This is a genomic window from Dyella humicola, assembly GCF_026283945.1.
GTDB lineage: Bacteria > Pseudomonadota > Gammaproteobacteria > Xanthomonadales > Rhodanobacteraceae > Dyella > Dyella humicola.
The window spans coordinates 1,582,266-1,599,872 of the sequence record NZ_JAPDPC010000001.1 but is presented as its reverse complement, the minus strand read 5'-3'; the positions used below and the strand labels follow the sequence as shown (position 1 = coordinate 1,599,872).

14 protein-coding genes are annotated in these 17,607 nt (G+C 63.7%); 10 read left to right on the top strand and 4 right to left on the bottom strand.

From position 1 onward, the window contains the following. Positions 1-21 precede the first annotated feature (21 nt). From OUZ30_RS07035 to OUZ30_RS07025, 3 genes are read right to left on the bottom strand one after another with little or no spacing between them, the layout of a single operon-like run. Positions 22-828 (bottom strand): DeoR/GlpR family DNA-binding transcription regulator, encoded by an 807-nt coding sequence (locus tag OUZ30_RS07035; RefSeq protein WP_266181516.1) that lies wholly within the window; start codon positions 826-828, stop codon positions 22-24. Next, on the bottom strand, positions 821-1,462 hold the full coding sequence (locus OUZ30_RS07030; RefSeq protein WP_266181515.1) for an HAD family hydrolase: 642 nt from the start codon (positions 1,460-1,462) through the stop codon (positions 821-823). Before OUZ30_RS07030 ends, OUZ30_RS07035 begins: the two co-directional genes overlap by 8 nt. Then, positions 1,459-1,614, bottom strand: a complete 156-nt coding sequence (locus tag OUZ30_RS07025) for a hypothetical protein (RefSeq protein WP_266181514.1) — start codon at positions 1,612-1,614, stop codon at positions 1,459-1,461. The genes OUZ30_RS07030 and OUZ30_RS07025 overlap by 4 nt, the downstream gene beginning before the upstream one ends. Before the next feature lie 196 nt (positions 1,615-1,810). Between OUZ30_RS07025 and metG the strand changes: the two genes are divergently transcribed. The 9 genes from metG (at position 1,811) to OUZ30_RS06980 (ending at position 14,874) form a co-directional block, all read left to right on the top strand. Beyond that, on the top strand, positions 1,811-3,916 hold the full coding sequence (gene metG, locus OUZ30_RS07020; RefSeq protein WP_266181513.1) for a methionine--tRNA ligase: 2,106 nt from the start codon (positions 1,811-1,813) through the stop codon (positions 3,914-3,916). A 13-nt stretch (positions 3,917-3,929) separates the two neighbouring features. Next, on the top strand, positions 3,930-4,538 hold the full coding sequence (locus OUZ30_RS07015; protein WP_266181512.1) for an RnfABCDGE type electron transport complex subunit B: 609 nt from the start codon (positions 3,930-3,932) through the stop codon (positions 4,536-4,538). Next, positions 4,535-5,173 carry an endonuclease III gene (nth, locus tag OUZ30_RS07010; RefSeq protein WP_266181511.1) on the top strand — a complete coding sequence of 213 codons (639 nt, stop codon included), beginning with the start codon at positions 4,535-4,537 and terminating at the stop codon, positions 5,171-5,173. The genes OUZ30_RS07015 and nth overlap by 4 nt, the downstream gene beginning before the upstream one ends. A 151-nt stretch (positions 5,174-5,324) precedes the next feature. Then, entirely contained in the window at positions 5,325-5,636 is a 312-nt protein-coding gene (locus tag OUZ30_RS07005) for a hypothetical protein (RefSeq protein ID WP_266181507.1), read from the top strand. 267 nt (positions 5,637-5,903) lie between these two features. Continuing rightward, positions 5,904-6,569 carry a response regulator gene (locus OUZ30_RS07000; protein WP_266181505.1) on the top strand — a complete coding sequence of 222 codons (666 nt, stop codon included), beginning with the start codon at positions 5,904-5,906 and terminating at the stop codon, positions 6,567-6,569. After that, positions 6,566-7,966 carry a sensor histidine kinase gene (locus tag OUZ30_RS06995; RefSeq protein ID WP_266181504.1) on the top strand — a complete coding sequence of 467 codons (1,401 nt, stop codon included), beginning with the start codon at positions 6,566-6,568 and terminating at the stop codon, positions 7,964-7,966. Before OUZ30_RS07000 ends, OUZ30_RS06995 begins: the two co-directional genes overlap by 4 nt. A 990-nt stretch (positions 7,967-8,956) precedes the next feature. Then, the gene (locus OUZ30_RS06990) at positions 8,957-12,196 is read left to right on the top strand and encodes an efflux RND transporter permease subunit (RefSeq protein WP_266181503.1); all 3,240 of its coding nucleotides are present in this window, start codon (positions 8,957-8,959) and stop codon (positions 12,194-12,196) included. After that, positions 12,186-13,373: an efflux RND transporter periplasmic adaptor subunit gene (locus tag OUZ30_RS06985; RefSeq protein ID WP_266181502.1), complete on the top strand. Its 1,188-nt coding sequence runs from the start codon at positions 12,186-12,188 to the stop codon at positions 13,371-13,373. The genes OUZ30_RS06990 and OUZ30_RS06985 overlap by 11 nt, the downstream gene beginning before the upstream one ends. 4 nt (positions 13,374-13,377) lie before the next feature. Further along, positions 13,378-14,874, top strand: a complete 1,497-nt coding sequence (locus tag OUZ30_RS06980) for an efflux transporter outer membrane subunit (RefSeq protein ID WP_266181501.1) — start codon at positions 13,378-13,380, stop codon at positions 14,872-14,874. A 103-nt stretch (positions 14,875-14,977) separates the two neighbouring features. On the opposite strand, the gene OUZ30_RS06975 is transcribed toward OUZ30_RS06980, so the two are convergent. Then, positions 14,978-16,582 carry a coiled-coil domain-containing protein gene (locus OUZ30_RS06975; protein WP_266181500.1) on the bottom strand — a complete coding sequence of 535 codons (1,605 nt, stop codon included), beginning with the start codon at positions 16,580-16,582 and terminating at the stop codon, positions 14,978-14,980. Between the two features lie 191 nt (positions 16,583-16,773). Here OUZ30_RS06975 and rnt point away from each other — a divergent pair, with 191 nt between their 5' ends. Next, on the top strand, positions 16,774-17,433 hold the full coding sequence (gene rnt, locus OUZ30_RS06970) for a ribonuclease T (RefSeq protein WP_266181499.1): 660 nt from the start codon (positions 16,774-16,776) through the stop codon (positions 17,431-17,433). Positions 17,434-17,607 lie beyond the last annotated feature (174 nt).

Here is a 17,607-nt window from a genome sequence, read left to right as displayed (position 1 = left end):
AGGGAGAGAACGCCGTAACAGCTAGCCCGGCGCAGCCTCCGCCCGATGTACGGCTACCCCGCGCGCGCTGAACGCGGCACGCGCGGCGCGGTCCGCCGAGTGCTCCACGACCAGATGTTGCACGCGCGACAACTCAGCCACCTGATGCGTGGCGACGGCGCCCAGCTTGTCGTCCGTGGCAACCACCACCGTTTCGTCGCTCGCCTCGATCATCGCGCGCTTGAACAACGCCTCTTCGCTATCGAAACCCCACAGGCCGTGAGCCGCATCAATGGCGCATGCACCGGGAAAACACAGGTCGGCGCGAATTCGGCGTACCTGCTCCACCGCCTGCGCCCCGACCGTGCCGCCGATGGCGGCGTCGATACGGCCGCCGATCAGCAGCACGTCGAAGCCTTCGCGATCCAATAACAGCTGAGCGATATGTGGGGCGTTGGTAATCACGGTTAGCCTGGCATCGGCAGGTAGTACCGTAGCAATGGCTGCGTTGGTGGTGCCTGCGTCGATCAACAGAGTCTGCCCTGCGCGTACCAGACTCGCGACCTTGCGCGCGAGCATCAGCTTGCGCGCCGAATGCTCGCCTCGGCGCTGCTTCAAAGGTGTCGGCGTCGCCGCGGGAAGCAAGGCACCGCCGTAGACGCGCTTGCAAAGCCCCTGCGCCGCCAGCTCGCGAAGGTCCCGACGAATCGAGTCCTCGGATACATCGAACGCAGCCGCCAGCTCGGCGGCCACGACCCTGCCGTCATGCCGCAACTGCGCGAGGATGCGCTGCTGACGCTCCTCTGGCAGCACGCCGCTGTCGGGCATGACGATGGGCGACTTAGCCATGGCGACGCTCACTGGCAGCGCCGTCCAGCAACCCAAGCTCCACCAATCGCTGCTGCAAACCGCCGGCATCGCGAAACCACCAGCCTCGCATGCCCAGCGCTTCGGCTGCCGCCACATTGCGCGCCGAATCGTCGATGTATAGCGCGCGGGCTGGATCGACGGCGTAGCGTTCCAGCAGGCGTTGATAAATGCGCGGATCGGGCTTGATCAAGCCTTCCTCTCCGGACACCACAATGCCCTCGAACCACGGCAGGAAATCAAAGCGCCGCCGCGCGATCGGAAAGGTCTCCTGCGACCAGTTGGTCAACGCCAGCAAACGCACGCCGCGCGCCTTGAGCGAGGCCAGGATTGCCACGCTCTCCTGCATGGCACCGACCAGCGTCTCTTCCCATCGCTCATGGTAGGCATCGATCAAATCAGCGTGCTGAGGAAACTCGCCGCGTAGCAAGGCGGTCGCCTCCGTCCACGGGCGGCCGGCATCCTGCTGCTCGTTCCAGGCGCTGTTGCATACCTCGCGCAGGAACCATTCCATCTGGGCTTCGTCGTCGAACAGCTGACGATAGAGCCGGCGCGGATCCCAGCCGATCAGGACATTGCCCAGGTCGAATATCACGGTGTCGACAGCTGCATTCATCGTTGCACGATCCTCACGATTAGCCCGACCAGCACCAGCAAACCTGCCATCGCGGCGAACGCCACCGACAGGCGGTCGGCCGCACTGAACTTGCCGGCGGAATGCGACGGGGCATCGGTGCCGGCGATGGCGCCCTCCGGGATGGCTTTCACCTATGTACCGGGGAATGGAGTAACGCGAAAGAATGTAATCAATCGTGCATAAACATGCAAACAGGTGACGGCCGAGATCATCCACCGCACCCAGCAGATCGCCGGATAGCGATCGCACGTCACGCCCTCGCGCACCAGGGCGTGCCTCCACTGTCCGCATGCCATAATGTCCGGCCCCCTGCAGCCGTCGCCGCCCATGAGCCGTCGCCTACTCGTTACCAATGCCCTGCCCTATGCCAATGGCCCCCTGCACATGGGCCATCTGCTGGGCTACATCCAGGCCGACATCTGGGTGCGCGCGCAACGGATGCAGGGCAACGAGGCCATCTACGTCTGTGCCGACGATGCGCATGGCACGCCGATCATGCTGGCTGCCGAGAAGGCTGGCCTCTCACCGGAAACCTACATCGAAGGCATCCGCGTTGGTCACGAGGCTGATTTCGCAGCGTTTGGCGTGGCGTTCGATCACTACCACTCCACCCATTCGGACGAGAACCGCGAGCTCGCCTCGCTGATCTATACGCGCCTGCGCGATGGCGGATTTATCGCGCGCCGCGATATCCAGCAGCTGTTCGATCCGGAAAAGGAGATGTTCCTGCCGGATCGCTACATCAAGGGCACCTGCCCGAACTGCGGCACCGCCGATCAGTACGGCGACAACTGCGAGAACTGCGGTGCCACCTATGCGCCCACCGACCTGATCAACCCGACCTCGGTGATGTCGGGTGCCACGCCGGTGCTGCGCGCTTCGGAACATTACTTCTTCGAACTGGGCAAGTTCGAACCGCTGCTGCGTGACTGGTTCGGCGGCAAGCTCACCGGCGGCCAGCCGGTCGCCAACAGCGGTGTCGTGGCCAAGCTGCGCGAGTGGCTTGATAGCGGCCTGAAGGATTGGGACATCTCGCGCGATGCGCCCTACTTCGGCTTCCCGATACCCGACGCGCCCGGCAAGTATTTCTATGTGTGGCTGGATGCGCCGGTCGGTTATCTCGCCAGCTTCAAGGCGCTATGCGATCGCACCGACCTGAAGTTCGAGGATTTCCTGGCACCGGGCAGCCACGCCGAACTGCACCACTTCATCGGCAAGGACATCATCAACTTCCACGGACTGTTCTGGCCAGCGATGCTGCATGGCGCGAACTTCCGCACGCCGACGGCGCTACACGTCAACGGCTACCTCACCGTCAACGGCGCGAAGATGTCCAAGTCGCGCGGCACCTTCATCAAGGCGCGAACCTACCTGGATGCCCAACTGCATCCAGAGTTCCTCCGCTACTACTTCGCCAGCATGCTGAGCGATACGCCAGTGGACGTGGACCTGGACCTGAAGACCTTCGAGGAGCGCGTCAATTCGCACCTTGTGGGCAAGTGGGTCAACATCGCCAGTCGCACGGCGGGCTTCATCCACAAGTACTTCGACGGTCGCCTCGCACCCGCCTTCAGCCATGAAGAGCAGGACCTGTGGCGCGAGTTGCTGTCCTTGTACGGCGACGTGCCAGCGCTCTATGGCAGCGGCGAGTTCGCCGAAGTGACGCGCCGCTTCGTGACCATGGCCGACATGGTCAATGGCTATATCGCCGCCAAGGCACCGTGGGCCATCGCCAAGGACGACTCGCGCCGCGACGAACTGCACCAGGTGTGCTCGTTTGCGCTGGCTGCGTTCCGCCTGCTGTCGGGCCTGCTCAAACCGGTGCTGCCGGCGACGGTCGAAGCGGCCGAGCGTTTCCTCGCTGCCCCGATCAGCGGCTTCGACGACGCTCGCGCCGAACTGCACAACCACACCGTCAACGCATTCGAGCCCCTGCTCGGCCGTATCGATCCCAAGCATGTCGAGGCCATGGTGGAAGCGTCCAGGGAATCCCTTGGCGTCACCGAGACCAAGCCCGCCCCCGCCAAGAAATTCAAGGAATCCAGCAAGATCATGAGCGAAGCCAGCACCGCACCCGCCGCACCTTCCGTCGACGGCGCCGCCATCATCGGCATCGACGATTTCGTCAAGCTCGACCTGCGCATCGGCAAGGTCACCGTGTGCGAATTCGTCGATGGCTCGGACAAGCTGCTGCGCTTCGAACTGGATGCCGGCCCGCTCGGCACGCGCCAGATCTTCTCCGGCATCCGTGCCGCCTATGGCGAGCCGGAGAAGCTGGTGGGCCGCAACGTGGTGTTCATCGCCAACCTGGCCCCGCGCAAGATGCGCTTCGGCCTGTCGGAAGGCATGATCCTGTCGGCTGGCGAAGGCGGTGGCGACCTGTTCCTGCTCGACGCAGACCAGGGTGCCAAGCCGGGTGCCACCGTCCGCTGATCCCATAACGAACATGTCGCTAGCCGATCGCATCGACGCCTTGCTGCCGCAGACCCAGTGCGAGCAATGCGGCTATCACGGCTGCCGCCCTTACGCGGACGCAATCGCACGCGGCGAAGCGCAGATCAATCAGTGCCCGCCGGGCGGTGCCGCTGGCATCGCCCGGCTCGCGGCGTTGCTGGACGTGCCCGAATTGCCGCTCGACCCCGAGCATGGCCTGGAAAAGCCACGCACGCTGGCCCGCATCGTCGAGGCCGATTGCATTGGCTGCACCAAATGCATTCAGGCGTGCCCGGTCGACGCCATCGTCGGTTCCGCCAAGCTGATGCATACAGTCATCGCCGATGACTGCACCGGCTGCGAGCTCTGTGTACCGGCCTGCCCGGTCGACTGCATCGTGCTCGAAGCCATGCCGCTCGCACAGGTGAACGACCCGGCACACGCAGATGCTGCGCGCAGGCACTTTCAGCAACGGGAAGCACGACTGGCGCGTGATCAGGCGCAGCGAGACGCTGAGCTGGTGGCGCGGAAGGCAGCGGTGGATGCCGCTGCCACCCAGAGCAACCCGGTGCTGGCCGCACTTGCGCGAGCGCGCGCCAAACAACAAGGAAACGTTTCGTGAAACGCGCGGATATCGTCGAGTTGTTCACCCGTTTGCGCGAAATCGATCCACACCCAACGACCGAGCTGGTCTACACCACACCCTTCGAACTACTGATCGCCGTAGTGCTGTCCGCGCAGGCCACCGATGTCGGTGTGAACAAGGCGACAAAAAAGCTTTATCCCGTTGCTAACACGCCGCAGGCGATCCTCGATCTCGGCGAGGATGAGCTCAAGCGCTATATCAGCACGATCGGCCTGTTCAACAGCAAGGCCAAGAATGTGATCGCACTATGTCGCATTCTCGTCGACCAGTACGACAGCGACGTACCCGATGCACGTGAAGCACTGGAAGCCCTGCCCGGCGTCGGACGCAAGACCGCCAACGTCGTGCTCAACACGGCATTCGGCCATCCGACCATTGCGGTCGACACACATATCTTTCGCGTGGCCAATCGCACCGGTCTTGCGCCAGGCAAGGATGTGCGCGCCGTAGAAGACAAGCTTGAGAAGGTGATTCCTGCGCAATTCAAGCAGGACGCACATCACTGGTTGATTCTGCACGGCCGTTACGTCTGCAAGGCGCGCAAGCCCGATTGTCCCCAATGCGTCATTCGTGATCTGTGCCGTTACAAAGACAAGACAACTGCCGCTTGAAAATGCATGACTTGTGGCACGGATGACGCTTTAAAGGCCCCCAAACATCACGAATCCCTCAAACTTTCACGCAGGTTCATCAAGCTTAAAAGGGTGCAGGAGCCTAAGGTTAAGCCTCCCCCGGAAGCCCCCCGTCAGCGAGGTGAACACCATGAAACGCTTGATCATCCCCACCGTCATTGCATTGGGTGTCGCCTGCCTCGGTCAGGCACATGCCTCTGCTGTTGAGACCTACACCGTCGATATGGCCGGTGGTTACGCCGTAGTCGGCTTCGTTGGAACCACCCCTGAGGACTTCGCGCTCGCCCAGCAGCAGGCCGCCGCCTGGGAGGCGCAACGTCATCTCACGCTGAAACCGCAGTCAATGAAGGCCGTAGCCATCGATGAGTCTCAGGGCGTTGCCTTGAGCCCCACTGACCTTCGCAACGCCATCGTTGCTGCCGCGCAAACGAAGCCGCACTGAGGACGACTCGCAGTAGCATAGCGTTTCCAGCGGCGCCCTCCTTAGGCGCCATTACAGGGCGAAAGACGGCGGACAGCAGCCCGCCGTCTTTCTTTTTGGGGGATCACCCGCCACCGCGACGATTGACGGGACGCATCTCACGCGCCAACGTGACGGCGTCTGGCGCCCGCAACGTCGGCAAAAGATCCACAAAAGGATGGTTGCGGATCATGGCGACGGGCGATGGCTCGTGCCGCGCTCCCCCCGGGCCGAGACAGGTGTAATGGCATGCATATCCTGCTGGTAGAAGACGATGCCGAGCTGGGTGCGGCCATCAAGCATGCGCTGGAGCAGCAGTCCTACGCGGTGACCTGGCTGCGCGACGGGCGCGAGGCCACGCAGGCCTTGCGTGGCGACCCGGTCGACCTCGTTTTGCTGGACCTGGGCTTGCCCGGCAAGGACGGTCTGGAAGTCCTCGCCGAGGCACGCCGCTCAGGTGTGAAAACCCCCGTACTGGTCATGACGGCACGCGACGCGCTTGAAATGCGCATACGCGGACTGGACCTGGGTGCCGACGATTACCTGGTGAAGCCATTTCATCTCGGCGAACTGGCCGCACGTATCCGCTCACTGACGCGGCGCACCCAGGGACTGGCCGACAACCTGGTGGAAGTGGGCAGCTTGCGCCTCAATCTGGCCACCGCCGAAGCGGAGTTTCGCGGCGAACGTGTGAGCCTGACCCGCCGTGAATTCGGCGTGCTGCGCGTGCTGATGGAGCGCGCGGGACGTATCGTGCGCCGGGAGACGCTGGAAAACTCGGTCTACGGCCTCGACACCGTCGTCGAGCGCAATGCCATCGAAGTCCAGGTGCATTGGCTGAGACGCAAGCTGAGCACCGAGGTGATCCATACCGTACGCGGTATTGGTTACATGATTCCGCGCGAACCCAAATGACGCCACACACCGCCAGCCTTCGCACGCGCCTGACCCTGCTGATCATCGCCGTGATGGTGGTCGTGCTGATCCCGCTTGGCTGGATCAGCTATCGCCGCGAACTGCGCGAGATGAACGAGTTGCTGGACGGCCGCCTGGCCCAGGCCGGCCGCACCCTGGGCACCTTGATCGCCCATGGCCAGCTGCCACTGCATGAGGCCGACCTGCCCGGCATTCCGCAAAGCGGCGATGGTCATCATCACGGCGTCGTGGTCTCGGTGCATCCTCACAATTACGAACCCGAAGTGGGTTTCCAGGCATATGACCCGCAAGGCGAGCTGATTGCCGCCACCTCGAACCTGGCCGACCTGCCACCGCCCACCAGCGACGAGCGCGGCTTCCGCGACATCCAGCACGATGGCGGGCTGTGGCGCATGTTTACCCTGCAAAACCGCGCCAACCTGGTCATCCGCATTGGGGAACGTGCCGACAACCGCCTGGATATCGCGCGCGGCCTGGTGATCGAGCACACCTTGCCCCTCTTGATCGGCCTCCCGCTGCTCGCCTTGCTGGTGAGCTTTGCGGTCAAGCGCGGATTGCGTCCGGTGGCCTTGCTGACCCAGTTGCTGGACCGGCGCACCCCGGGCAGCCGCAGGCCGATGCCGCTCAACTATGCACCACAGGAGATCAAGCCCCTGATCGCGGCGCTGAACCAGCAGCTGGAACGCCTGGAAGACGCACTGGAACGCGAGCATCGCTTCGCCACCGATGTGGCGCACGAACTGCGCACCCCCCTGGCCGCCACCATGATCCACCTGGAAAGCGCGATGATCACCGACGATCAGGCCGAGATCGAGTTCACGGTCCGCCACGCGCAGCAAAGCATGGCGCGCCTGGGGCGACGCATCGAACAGATCCTGGCGATGGCGCGACTTGAAGCAGGCGCAGCTTCCCAACAGCGAGCCCTGCTGGACCTGACCCGCCTCGCCATCGAGGTCATCGAGGAGCTGGCGCCGCTGATCGCAGAGAAAGATATCGCCTTCGCTCTCAACCACGACGACACGCCGCTGATGGTGCTGGGACATGAAGTGGCCTTGACCGCGATGTTCCGCAATCTGATCGAGAATGCGCTGCGCTACACCGAGGATGCAGGCCAGGTCGAGGTGGCCATCCGGCGCGAGGGCGAGCAGGCGGTGATCGACATTTGCGACAACGGCCCCGGTATACCGGAGGGGCGGCGCCAGGCGGTGTTCCAGCGCTTCCATCGCGAAGTGGAAAGCGCCACCCGGGGCTTTGGCCTGGGCTTGAGTATCGTGCAGCGCGCGATCGAGCTGCACGATGCCTCGATCGAACTGCTGGAATCCCCGCTGGGGCGGGGGTTGCTGGTGCGCATTCGTATGGGGGCTGAGCCGGGTTGAGGACCTCTTTGCTTTTTTGGATGGTGCTTGCGATGGAGCGATAGCCCAGCGTCGTCGCTTGCGAAGCAGACGTTTCGATCGCCCCTTTGAGCGCCGAGCCTCTCGCTCCTTCTCCCTTTCGAGGATAAGGTTGGGATGAGGGGCGGGTGCTTGCGATGGCGCATCTATTAGCGATATCGCCAGCTTGCCGCTTACGCAGCGGGCGTTCCGAACCGCTGCCGCGGTCCGGGTCACTTTTCTTTTGCTGGCCCAAAAGAAAAGTAACCCAAAGAAAATGGCCTTGAGAGCTCATAGCATGGCGTGGGATACGAGCCTGACGGGCGTGGCCAGCCGAATGAGTGGCGGCCCACGGCCTACACACCGCGGCTACACCGCAACGCGCCGTGGCGCAGAGGGTTTAAAGCGTGGGTGGTGCGGTGGCCATCTGCGCACCCGGATACCGCAAGCGTCACGCCCCTTGGCCGACCCTGCCTTAAGTCCTCACCGCTTTGGCGCGTTGCGGGGTAGCCGCTGTGTCTCGCCGTGGGCGACCAGCTATTGGCTCGCGGGAACCTTCCAACGCTTCTATCCCACGGAGTGCTACCAGCTCTTAAGGCCGTTTTCTTTGGGTTACTTTTCTTTTGGGCCAGCAAAAGAAAAGTGACTCGAGCGCCGGCAGGCGATCGAAACGCCCGCTGCGTAAGCGGCAAGCTGGCGGCAACGTTCGGACAACGCGCGATCGCGAACACCCGCCCCTCATCCCAACCTTCTCCTCTGCGGGGAGAAGGAGCCTGCTAGCCCCCCAAAAGGTTTCCACAAGATTGGCTTGCCATCATGGCCGTATCGGCCTCACGCCCAGCATCGAGCCATGACATGACGATCCGCCGCAGCAACTCAACACGTTCCGGGCCACCCCGCTAGCGCCTCTTCTCCCGCTCAGCACTTTTCGATGTGACGGCATAGCCGTCACGCCGCGGCGCCATCGTGCCGACGTATAGCCGGAACCGTCCCATGCTTGGTCTCGTCCGCATCGCCCTGTCTCGACCGCTCACCTTCATCGTGCTGGCGGTGCTGATTCTTATCGCCGGCCCGCTGGCCGCGTTTCGTACACCCACCGATATCTTTCCCAACATCGGCATTCCGGTGATCAGCGTGGTGTGGTCGTACAACGGCCTGCCGCCCGATCAGATGTCGGGCCGCGTTGTCTACTACTACGAGCGCCAGCTAAGCACCTCGGTCAACAACATCGAGCACATCGAATCGCAGTCGCTGCCCGGCATGGGGATCGTCAAGATATTCTTCCAGCCGGGCGTGGATATCCGCACCGCGACCGCGCAGGTCACCTCGATCTCGCAGACGGTGCTGAAGCAGATGCCGCCGGGCATTACGCCGCCGCTGATTCTCAACTACAACGCGTCCACCGTACCCATCCTGCAGATGGCGCTGTCGAGCAAGGAGCTGTCCGAGTCGAAAATCCTCGACCTCGGCCTGAACCTGATGCGCCCGACGCTGACCTCGGTGCCTGGGGTGGCCGTCCCCACACCGTATGGCGGCGCGCAGCGCCAGGTCACCCTGGACCTGGATCCGCAGGCGCTGGCGGCGAAGGGCTTGTCGGCACAGGACGTGAGCAATGCGCTGGCCGCGCAAAACCAGATCATTCCGGTGGGCACGGCCAAGATCGGCACCTATGAGTATCACGTCCAGCTCAACAACAGTCCCGAGGCGATCGACGAGCTCAACCAGCTGCCGGTGAAGACGATTCACGGCGCCACCATCACCATGGGCGAGGTGGCCCACGTGCGCGATGGCGCCGCGCCGCAGACCAATGTGGTGCGCGTAGATGGCCATCGCGCGGTGCTGATGCCGGCGTTGAAAGTCGGCGATGCGTCCACGCTCGCCGTGGTGGCCGGCATCAAGCAACTGCTGCCGCTGTTGAAGGAGTCCTTGCCGAATACGCTGAAGATCTCCTTGCTCGGCGACCAGTCCATCTTCGTCAAAGCCGCCATCACGTCGGTGGCGCGCGAAGGCATCATTGCCGCCCTGCTCACCTCGGTGATGATCCTGGTCTTCCTGGGCAGCTGGCGCTCGACGGTGATCATCGCGGTATCGATTCCGTTGTCGATCCTGTCGGCGCTCGCCCTGCTCTCGGCCACCGGTCAAACGCTGAACGTGATGACGCTGGGCGGCCTGGCCTTGGCTGTCGGCATCCTGGTCGACGATGCCACGGTGACCATCGAGAACATCAACTGGCATCTGGAACAGGGCAAGGACGTGCATACCGCCATCATGGATGGCGCCAGGCAGATCGTGACGCCTGCCTTCGTCTCGCTGCTGTGCATCTGCATCGTGTTCGTGCCGATGTTCATGCTCGACGGCATCGCCGGCTTCCTGTTCCGGCCGATGGCGCTGGCGGTGATCTTCGCCATGGTGTCGTCCTTCATCCTGTCGCGCACCCTGGTGCCGACCCTGGCGATGTATTTGCTGAAGCCGCATCACCTCGAAACGGGCGCCGGCGACCATCCCGAAGATGCCTACATCAACCACCATGAGGGCGATCAACACCCGCCGCGTCGTCGCAACGCGCTGGTCGCCGCCATGGTGTCGTTCCAACAGCGCTTCGAACACCGCTTCGCCCAGGTCCGTGACCTCTACCACGCCACGCTGACCATCGCGCTCGCCCATCGCCGTCGCTTCATCCTCGGCTTCCTGGGCTTCGTGCTGGCATCGTTCGCCCTGGTACCGCTGCTGGGACGCGACTTCTTTCCCGACGTCGATGCCGGTTCGATTGCCCTGCATGTACGTGCGCCCATGGGGACGCGGGTGGAAGAGACCGCGGCCGAGTTCGATCACATCGAAGCGGCCATCCGCAAGGTCATCCCGCCGGATCAGCTGGCTACGGTGATCGACAACATCGGCTTGCCGCTCAGCGGCGTGAACATGGTCTACAACAGCAGCGGCACCATCGGCCCGCAGGACGGCGACATCCAGGTGGCGCTGAAGGAAGATCACGCGCCTACGGCCGACTTCGTCAAGCAACTGCGTGCACGCCTTCCGCGCGAATTCCCGGGCACCCAGTTCGCCTTCCTGCCGGCCGACATGAGCTCGCAGATCCTCAACTTCGGCGCACCGGCACCGCTGGACGTCTCCATCGCCGGTCGCGACCTCGCCGCCAACCAGGCCTATGCGATGGAGATCATGAAGCGCCTGCGTTCCGTGCCCGGCATCGCCGACGTGCGGCTGCAGCAGAGCACCAGCTATCCGCAGCTCAACGTGCAGGTCAATCGCACGCGTGCCGACGAACTGGGCATTACCGAGCGCGACGTCACCAACAGCATGGTCGCCTCGCTGGCCGGCAGTTCGCAGGTGGCGCCCGCGTTCTGGCTGAATCCGAAGAGCGGCGTGTCGTATCCGATTGTCGCCGCCACGCCGCAGTACAAGATGGACAGCATGGCCGACGTGGCCAGCCTGCCGGTGACACCGGACGGCAAGGGCGCCAGTCAGATTCTCGGCGGCATCGCCACGTTTACCCGCGTGCCCAGTGCGGCGGTGGTATCGCACTACAACATCATGCCGTCCTACGACATTTACGCCTCGGTACAGGACCGGGATCTCGGCGCTGTCGCCAGCGATGTGCAAAAGGTACTTGCGCAGTTCGCGGCGAGCCGCCCCAAGGGCACGGTGGTGAGCCTGCACGGGCAGGTCGGCACCATGAACGAAGCGTTCGGCGGCCTGATCTTCGGCCTGGTCGGCGCGATCGTACTGATCTATCTGTTGATCGTGGTGAACTTCCAGTCCTGGCTCGATCCGTTCGTGATCATCACTGCCCTGCCCGCGGCGCTGGCCGGCATCGTGTGGATGCTCTTCCTCACCCACACCACCTTGTCGGTGCCGGCACTGACCGGCGCGATCATGTGCATGGGCGTGGCCACCGCCAACTCGATCCTGGTGGTCAGTTTCTGCCGCGAACGCCTCGCCGAACATGGCGACGCGGTGAAAGCCGCGCTCGAAGCGGGCTTCACGCGTTTCCGTCCGGTCTGCATGACGGCGCTGGCGATGATCATCGGCATGCTGCCGATGGCACTGAGCCAGGAACAGAACTCGCCGCTGGGCCGTGCCGTGATCGGCGGCCTGCTGTTCGCCACCTTCGCCACCCTGCTGTTCGTGCCGGTGATCTTCAGCCTCGTGCACGGCCGCGAGCAGGCCCAGGCATCCACCGATTCCCTGCTTGGAGAACCCGTCCATGTCGCATGACGCCCCCGTTGCCACGCCGCAGCGACCGCCGAAACTGGGCCGTGCCGTGCGCTTCGGCCTGGGCGCAGCCTTGCTCGCCACCATCGCCGGCATTTCGGTACGCGCGTATGACTACCACCGCGTGGTCAAGTGGACCGATGCCCAGGTGATTCCCAGCGTGCAATGGATCGAACCGGATGTCGGCGCGGGCCAACAGGCCACCACCTTACCTGGCCATCTGGATGCATGGATCAGCGCCCCCATCCACGCGCGTGTCGGCGGCTATGTGAAGAGCTGGGCCCGCGACATCGGCAGCCAGGTCAACGCGGGCGAAACCCTGGCGGAGATCGACACGCCGGAACTCGATCAGCAGTTCGAACAGGCCAAGGCCGGCCTCGCACGCGCCAGGGCCAATGCGCGTCTCGCCGCCTTGACCGACAAGCGCTGGAAGAACCTGCTCACCTCCAACTCCGTCTCCAAGCAGGAGGCGGACGAAAAGGCCGGCGAAGCCGAGGCAGCCCAGGCCAACGTGCTGGCGGCGCAAGCCGATGTCGATCGCATCGCCGCCATGGAGACGTTCAAGCACATCACCGCGCCGTTTGCCGGCACCGTGACGGCGCGCAATACGGACATCGGCGACCTGATCAGCGCCACCAACGACAACAGCGCGCCGTTGTTCACCATCTCCGACACGCGTCGCATGCGCCTGTATGTGGAAGTGCCGCAGGGTTATGCCGATTCGATCAAGCCGGGCATGAGCGTGCAGCTGGACGTTCCCGATCATCCGGGCGAACTGTTCAGCGGCCAGCTGATCGGCAATTCGGGCGCGGTCAACCAGGCCTCGGGTACCTTGCTCGCGCAATTCGAAGTGGACAACAGCAAGGGCGGCTTGCTGCCCGGCGCCTATGCCGAGGTGCACCTGCCGTTGAACAGCCACAGCCACACCATGACGGTGCCCGCCACGGTACTGATCTTCCGCGCGCAGGGACCGCAGGTCGCGGTGCTCGGGCAGGACGGCAAGGTGCAGCTGCGTGATGTGCATATCGCCATGGATATGGGTGATCGCCTGCAGATCGACCAGGGCCTGCGCCCCGGCGACCGTATCATCAACCATCCGTCGGATTCGCTGATGCAGGGTGACCGCGTACAGGTGGCAGCCAATGCCGACGCGACTGGCGGCAAGGCCAGGGTGGAGTGAGCCCATGACACGCATGAACCCAACCTTGGCCCTGGCGCTGCGGCGCTTGCTGCCGCTTGCTGCGGTGGCTGCGCTACCCGCCTGTTCGCTGGCGCCCACCTATCAAAAGCCGGGCCTTGACCCCTTGCCCGCCGCGTATGCGGGCCAGACCCAGGATGGCCTGTGGTCGCCAGCACAACCCGCCGACACCGCCTCGCGCGGACCGTGGTGGTCGGTGTACGACAATGCCGAGCTGGATCGACTGGAAAGGCAGCTCGATGCGGCCAACCCCAGTTTGTCGGTGGCGCTGGCCCGCTATGACGCCGCACGCGCGGTGGTGGGCGAAGTGCGCTCGGACCTGTATCCCCACCTGGGCGTGGAGGCCAGCACCCTGCGCAACCGCCAGTCCGACAATCGTCCTCTACGCGGCAGCAACCAGCCGAACGAGTACAGCGCGAATACCCTGGGTTTTGGCGCCAGCTACGAGTTGGACCTGTGGGGGCGCGTGCGCAACGAAGTCGCCGCCGGCAAGGCGGACGAGGCGGCGGCGGCCGGCGATCTCGCCTCGGTCAAGCTGAGCCTGGAGGCGCAACTGGCCGACCAGTACGTGCGCCTGCGTGGCTACGACGTGCAGGCACGCATCCTCAAGGACACACTGGACGCGTATCGCCAGGGCCTCGATCTCACCCAGCGCCGTTTCCAAGGTGGCGTCGCCTCCGGCCTCGATGTCAGCCGCGCGAAAACGCAATGGTCCGACGCCATGGCCCAAGTGTCCGAAGTCGGTGCGCAGCGCGCACTCACCGAACACGCGATTGCCAGCCTGGTCGGCGAATCCGCGTCCAGCTTCTCGCTGCCGCCGTCCGAAACACCGATGAACGTACCGTCGATACCGCTGGGCGTGCCTTCGCTATTGCTGCAACGACGCCCTGACATCGCGGCCTCGGAACGGCGCGTGTTCGCCGCCAACGCGCAGATTGGCGTTGCGCGTGCCGCGTTCTTCCCCAGGCTGAGTCTTTCCGCCGTATTTGGTTGGCAAAACACGGGCATGGGCAGCCTGCTCAGCGCGGGCAACCGCTACTGGGCGCTGGGCCCGGACCTGGCCATGAGCCTGTTCGACGGCGGCCTCAGGCACGCCAAGGTCCAGGCGGCACAGGCCAATCTCGACGCGGCGGCGGGCCAATATCGGGAAACCGTGCTGGGCGCATTTCAACAGGTGGAAGACAACCTCACTCTTTTGCAGCAGCTCGGCAAGGAAGCGCAGGAACAGGACGACGCGGCCAGCTCCGCCCGTGATTCGCAGACGATCGCCACCAACCGCTATCGCGAAGGTGCGGTGAACTATCTCGACGTGGTCAGTGCGCAGACCGCCACGCTGCAGGCCGAACGCAGCGCCGAGCAGGTGCGCACGCGCCGCCTGCAGGCCAGTGTGGATCTGATCCGTGCGCTGGGCGGTGGCTGGGACCGCAGCGATTTGCCCAACAGCGATACCGCGATGACGGCAAGCGCCGCCTCGGCCCGTTGACGGACGCGTCACGCGAGAGCCTGGCGGAAAAACAGAAACGGCGGGCATCTTGCCCGCCGTTTCTCCATCCCTGGGTCGAACTCCCTTGCGATAGCCGTACCGCTTAGAACGGGTAGTAGCGGAAGCTGGTGAAGAACATGTTTTCCTTGGCAGACGGCGTCGCTGCACCGTTGACCAGCACGTTGTTGACGTAGCCCTGACCAGCGAAGGCTTCGCGATCGGTGTGCGAGTACTGCATACCGAACTGCATCTTGCCGAACTTGCCCTGGTAGAACTTCCACCAGAAGCCTGCCGTGCCCTGCCAGATCTGGCGGCTGTTGCCTACGCAGGTACCGCCTTCAATTTCGCAACCGCTGTTGTTGTAAGCCGGGTTGCCCAGGCCGAGCGCGGCGCCCTTGTACAGGAAGTCCTTCTTGAACTGCGCTTCACGGCCACCGAACAGATAGACGTCGATGTCGGAATTGGCGTGCCAGGTCAGACCCGTCAGCAGCATGTTCTGCTTGATCGGCGCGAGGTTGCCATTCGGGCTGAAGGTCACGTCCGGCATCTGCGAGCTGCCGTAACGGCCAATGCCCTTGCCGGTCATGCCCGAGAACTGCCAGTCGAGCTGCTTGTCGATCAGCGGCAGGACCATGCCGATGCCGACGCCGCCGCCGTAGGTGTCCTGGTTCGAACCGTTGTAGCGGTTATAGAACGCACGGCCGAGGCCGAACAGTTCGTAATGACCGAAGCCAGGATCCACGGCCAGCTTCACGACCACATCGGGGATGTGGTTGAGCGACAGCGTGTTGGCCGAGTTGAAGCCCGAGCCAGCTGCAATGTTGTACACCGACTGCACCGGCGCCTTGGCCTGGTTCGGGCTGGTGTAGAACGTGGTCTGCGGGTTCTCGAGCGAGATACCCAGCCACCACTCCTTGTTCCAATCCTTGACCAGGCGGATCTGCGGCTGACGCGTCCAGCTGAAGCCGGGGATGTACTGCGCATCGATCTGCGGCGGGGTCAGCTCGGTGCGCGGGGTGATGCCCTTGCTGTTGAGCGTGACCAGCGACCAGTTCTGGCCAGCCAGCAGGTGCCAGCCGCCATTGTCCCAATCCGCGGTCATGTAGACGTTGCGAATGCGCGGATTGTAGGAGTTGCTCTCGTTCGAGTTCGCGGTCTGCGCAGCGCCCAGGAAGTCGAGTTCGAAATAGCCGGCCAGATGCGTCTGCGGATCCACATCACCCTGCGCCAAGGCCGAGAGACGGCTCTGGCGGGCGCTGAAGCGGAGTTCGTTGGTATGAGCCGTCGGGACGTTGTTGAACGGAATCGTGTTGAAGTTCGACGCCATATCCGCAGCCTGGTTGGCCGAGCGATAGATCGTCGCAGCCTCAACGAAGCCGCCCAGCGTGATGTTCACGCCCTTGTAGGCGATCTTGTCAGCCGACTTCTTGATCTGATCGTTCGTGGCAGCCTGGGTCTTCTGCACCTGCTCCACGGCCTGGCCGGTGGAGACGTTGATATCGGACTGAGCGTCCGTGCGCTGCTCCAGCTCGACCACCTTGGCCTGAAGCGCCTGCAACTGGGCCTTCAGCGCCTCGATTTCTGCATTCTGGGTAGAAGTCGAGCTGGTCTTGGAAGACTGGCTAGCCGGCGCCGGATCGGCACTGGCGTAAAAACTGGTAACGCCCAAACCGGCAGCAATCGCTACCGCGAGCAACTTGGAACGCATGGAATGTCTCCGCATGTTGGTAAGAATCACCTCGACCGCCCCCCTCGATCACATGGCCGGTCAGTTAAGGTTCGGTTAGGGAGGATGAGGTCGTCGCTTTACCGTTACATGCACGTCATGTGACAAAACGAAGACACTCGTCTTAGCGACGGCTAAGTCGGCGCCCCGGCGCCGGCTGATATGCTTGCTGGATGGAGATACTCAGCAACAGCATGGCCGGCCGCATGGCCGAGCGATTCCGCGGCTTCCTGCCGGTGATCGTGGACGTGGAGACCGGTGGCTTCGATGCAGAGCGCGATGCGCTACTGGAAATCGCCGCGGTGGTCCTGCGCATGACACCCGAGGGCTATTTGCAACCGCTGCCGGCGGTGTCAGCCCACGTGCATGCCTTCCCTGGTGCCAATATCGATCCCCGCGCACTGGAGATCACGGGCATCGACCCGGAAAATCCGCTGCGCGGCGCGCTCGACGAGCGCCTGGCGTTGGACCACGTGTTCAAGCCGATCCGCGATGCGATGCGCGACGCCGATTGCCAGCGCGCGATCCTGGTGGGGCACAACGCGGCGTTCGACCTGGGCTTCCTCAATGCCGCCGTGCGCCGTTGTGCGCACAAACGCAACCCGTTCCATCCGTTCAGCTGCTTTGATACGGCAACGTTAAGCGGACTGGCCTTCGGACAGACCGTATTGAGCAAGGCCGTGCAGGCCGCCGGCATTCCTTTTGACACGCGCGAAGCCCATTCGGCCATCTACGATGCCGAGCGCACGGCAGAACTGTTCTGCACCATCATCAATCGCTGGCGCCGGCTGGAGACGATCGAACGCGAGTTCGTTGGCGTCGATACACCGTAAGTGCCGTGTATCGCTAGATCTTGCGAGATCGGAAGCGCGCGGAAGCCGCCCTGGCGCCGCGCCGTCACGGCGGTGCCGGGGCCGCAAGATGACAGTCCGTGACGGATTGTCATACTGTTGAAACATTCAGCTCATCTCATTGCAACACGTTGCGCATGAAATTGAGGGCGGGCG

What these genes read in the sequence shown, in the direction of transcription:
- OUZ30_RS06995 (WP_266181504.1), top strand. Translation starts at nt 6,566, where the DNA reads ATGACGCCACACACCGCCAGCCTTCGCACGCGCCTGACCCTGCTGATC.
- OUZ30_RS07015 (WP_266181512.1), top strand. Translation starts at nt 3,930, where the DNA reads ATGTCGCTAGCCGATCGCATCGACGCCTTGCTGCCGCAGACCCAGTGC.
- OUZ30_RS06975 (WP_266181500.1), bottom strand. Translation starts at nt 16,582, where the DNA reads ATGCGTTCCAAGTTGCTCGCGGTAGCGATTGCTGCCGGTTTGGGCGTT.
- OUZ30_RS06985 (WP_266181502.1), top strand. Translation starts at nt 12,186, where the DNA reads ATGTCGCATGACGCCCCCGTTGCCACGCCGCAGCGACCGCCGAAACTG.
- OUZ30_RS07035 (WP_266181516.1), bottom strand. Translation starts at nt 828, where the DNA reads ATGGCTAAGTCGCCCATCGTCATGCCCGACAGCGGCGTGCTGCCAGAG.
- OUZ30_RS07000 (WP_266181505.1), top strand. Translation starts at nt 5,904, where the DNA reads ATGCATATCCTGCTGGTAGAAGACGATGCCGAGCTGGGTGCGGCCATC.
- OUZ30_RS06980 (WP_266181501.1), top strand. Translation starts at nt 13,378, where the DNA reads ATGACACGCATGAACCCAACCTTGGCCCTGGCGCTGCGGCGCTTGCTG.
- OUZ30_RS07005 (WP_266181507.1), top strand. Translation starts at nt 5,325, where the DNA reads ATGAAACGCTTGATCATCCCCACCGTCATTGCATTGGGTGTCGCCTGC.
- OUZ30_RS06990 (WP_266181503.1), top strand. Translation starts at nt 8,957, where the DNA reads ATGCTTGGTCTCGTCCGCATCGCCCTGTCTCGACCGCTCACCTTCATC.
- rnt (WP_266181499.1), top strand. Translation starts at nt 16,774, where the DNA reads ATGGAGATACTCAGCAACAGCATGGCCGGCCGCATGGCCGAGCGATTC.
- OUZ30_RS07030 (WP_266181515.1), bottom strand. Translation starts at nt 1,462, where the DNA reads ATGAATGCAGCTGTCGACACCGTGATATTCGACCTGGGCAATGTCCTG.
- metG (WP_266181513.1), top strand. Translation starts at nt 1,811, where the DNA reads ATGAGCCGTCGCCTACTCGTTACCAATGCCCTGCCCTATGCCAATGGC.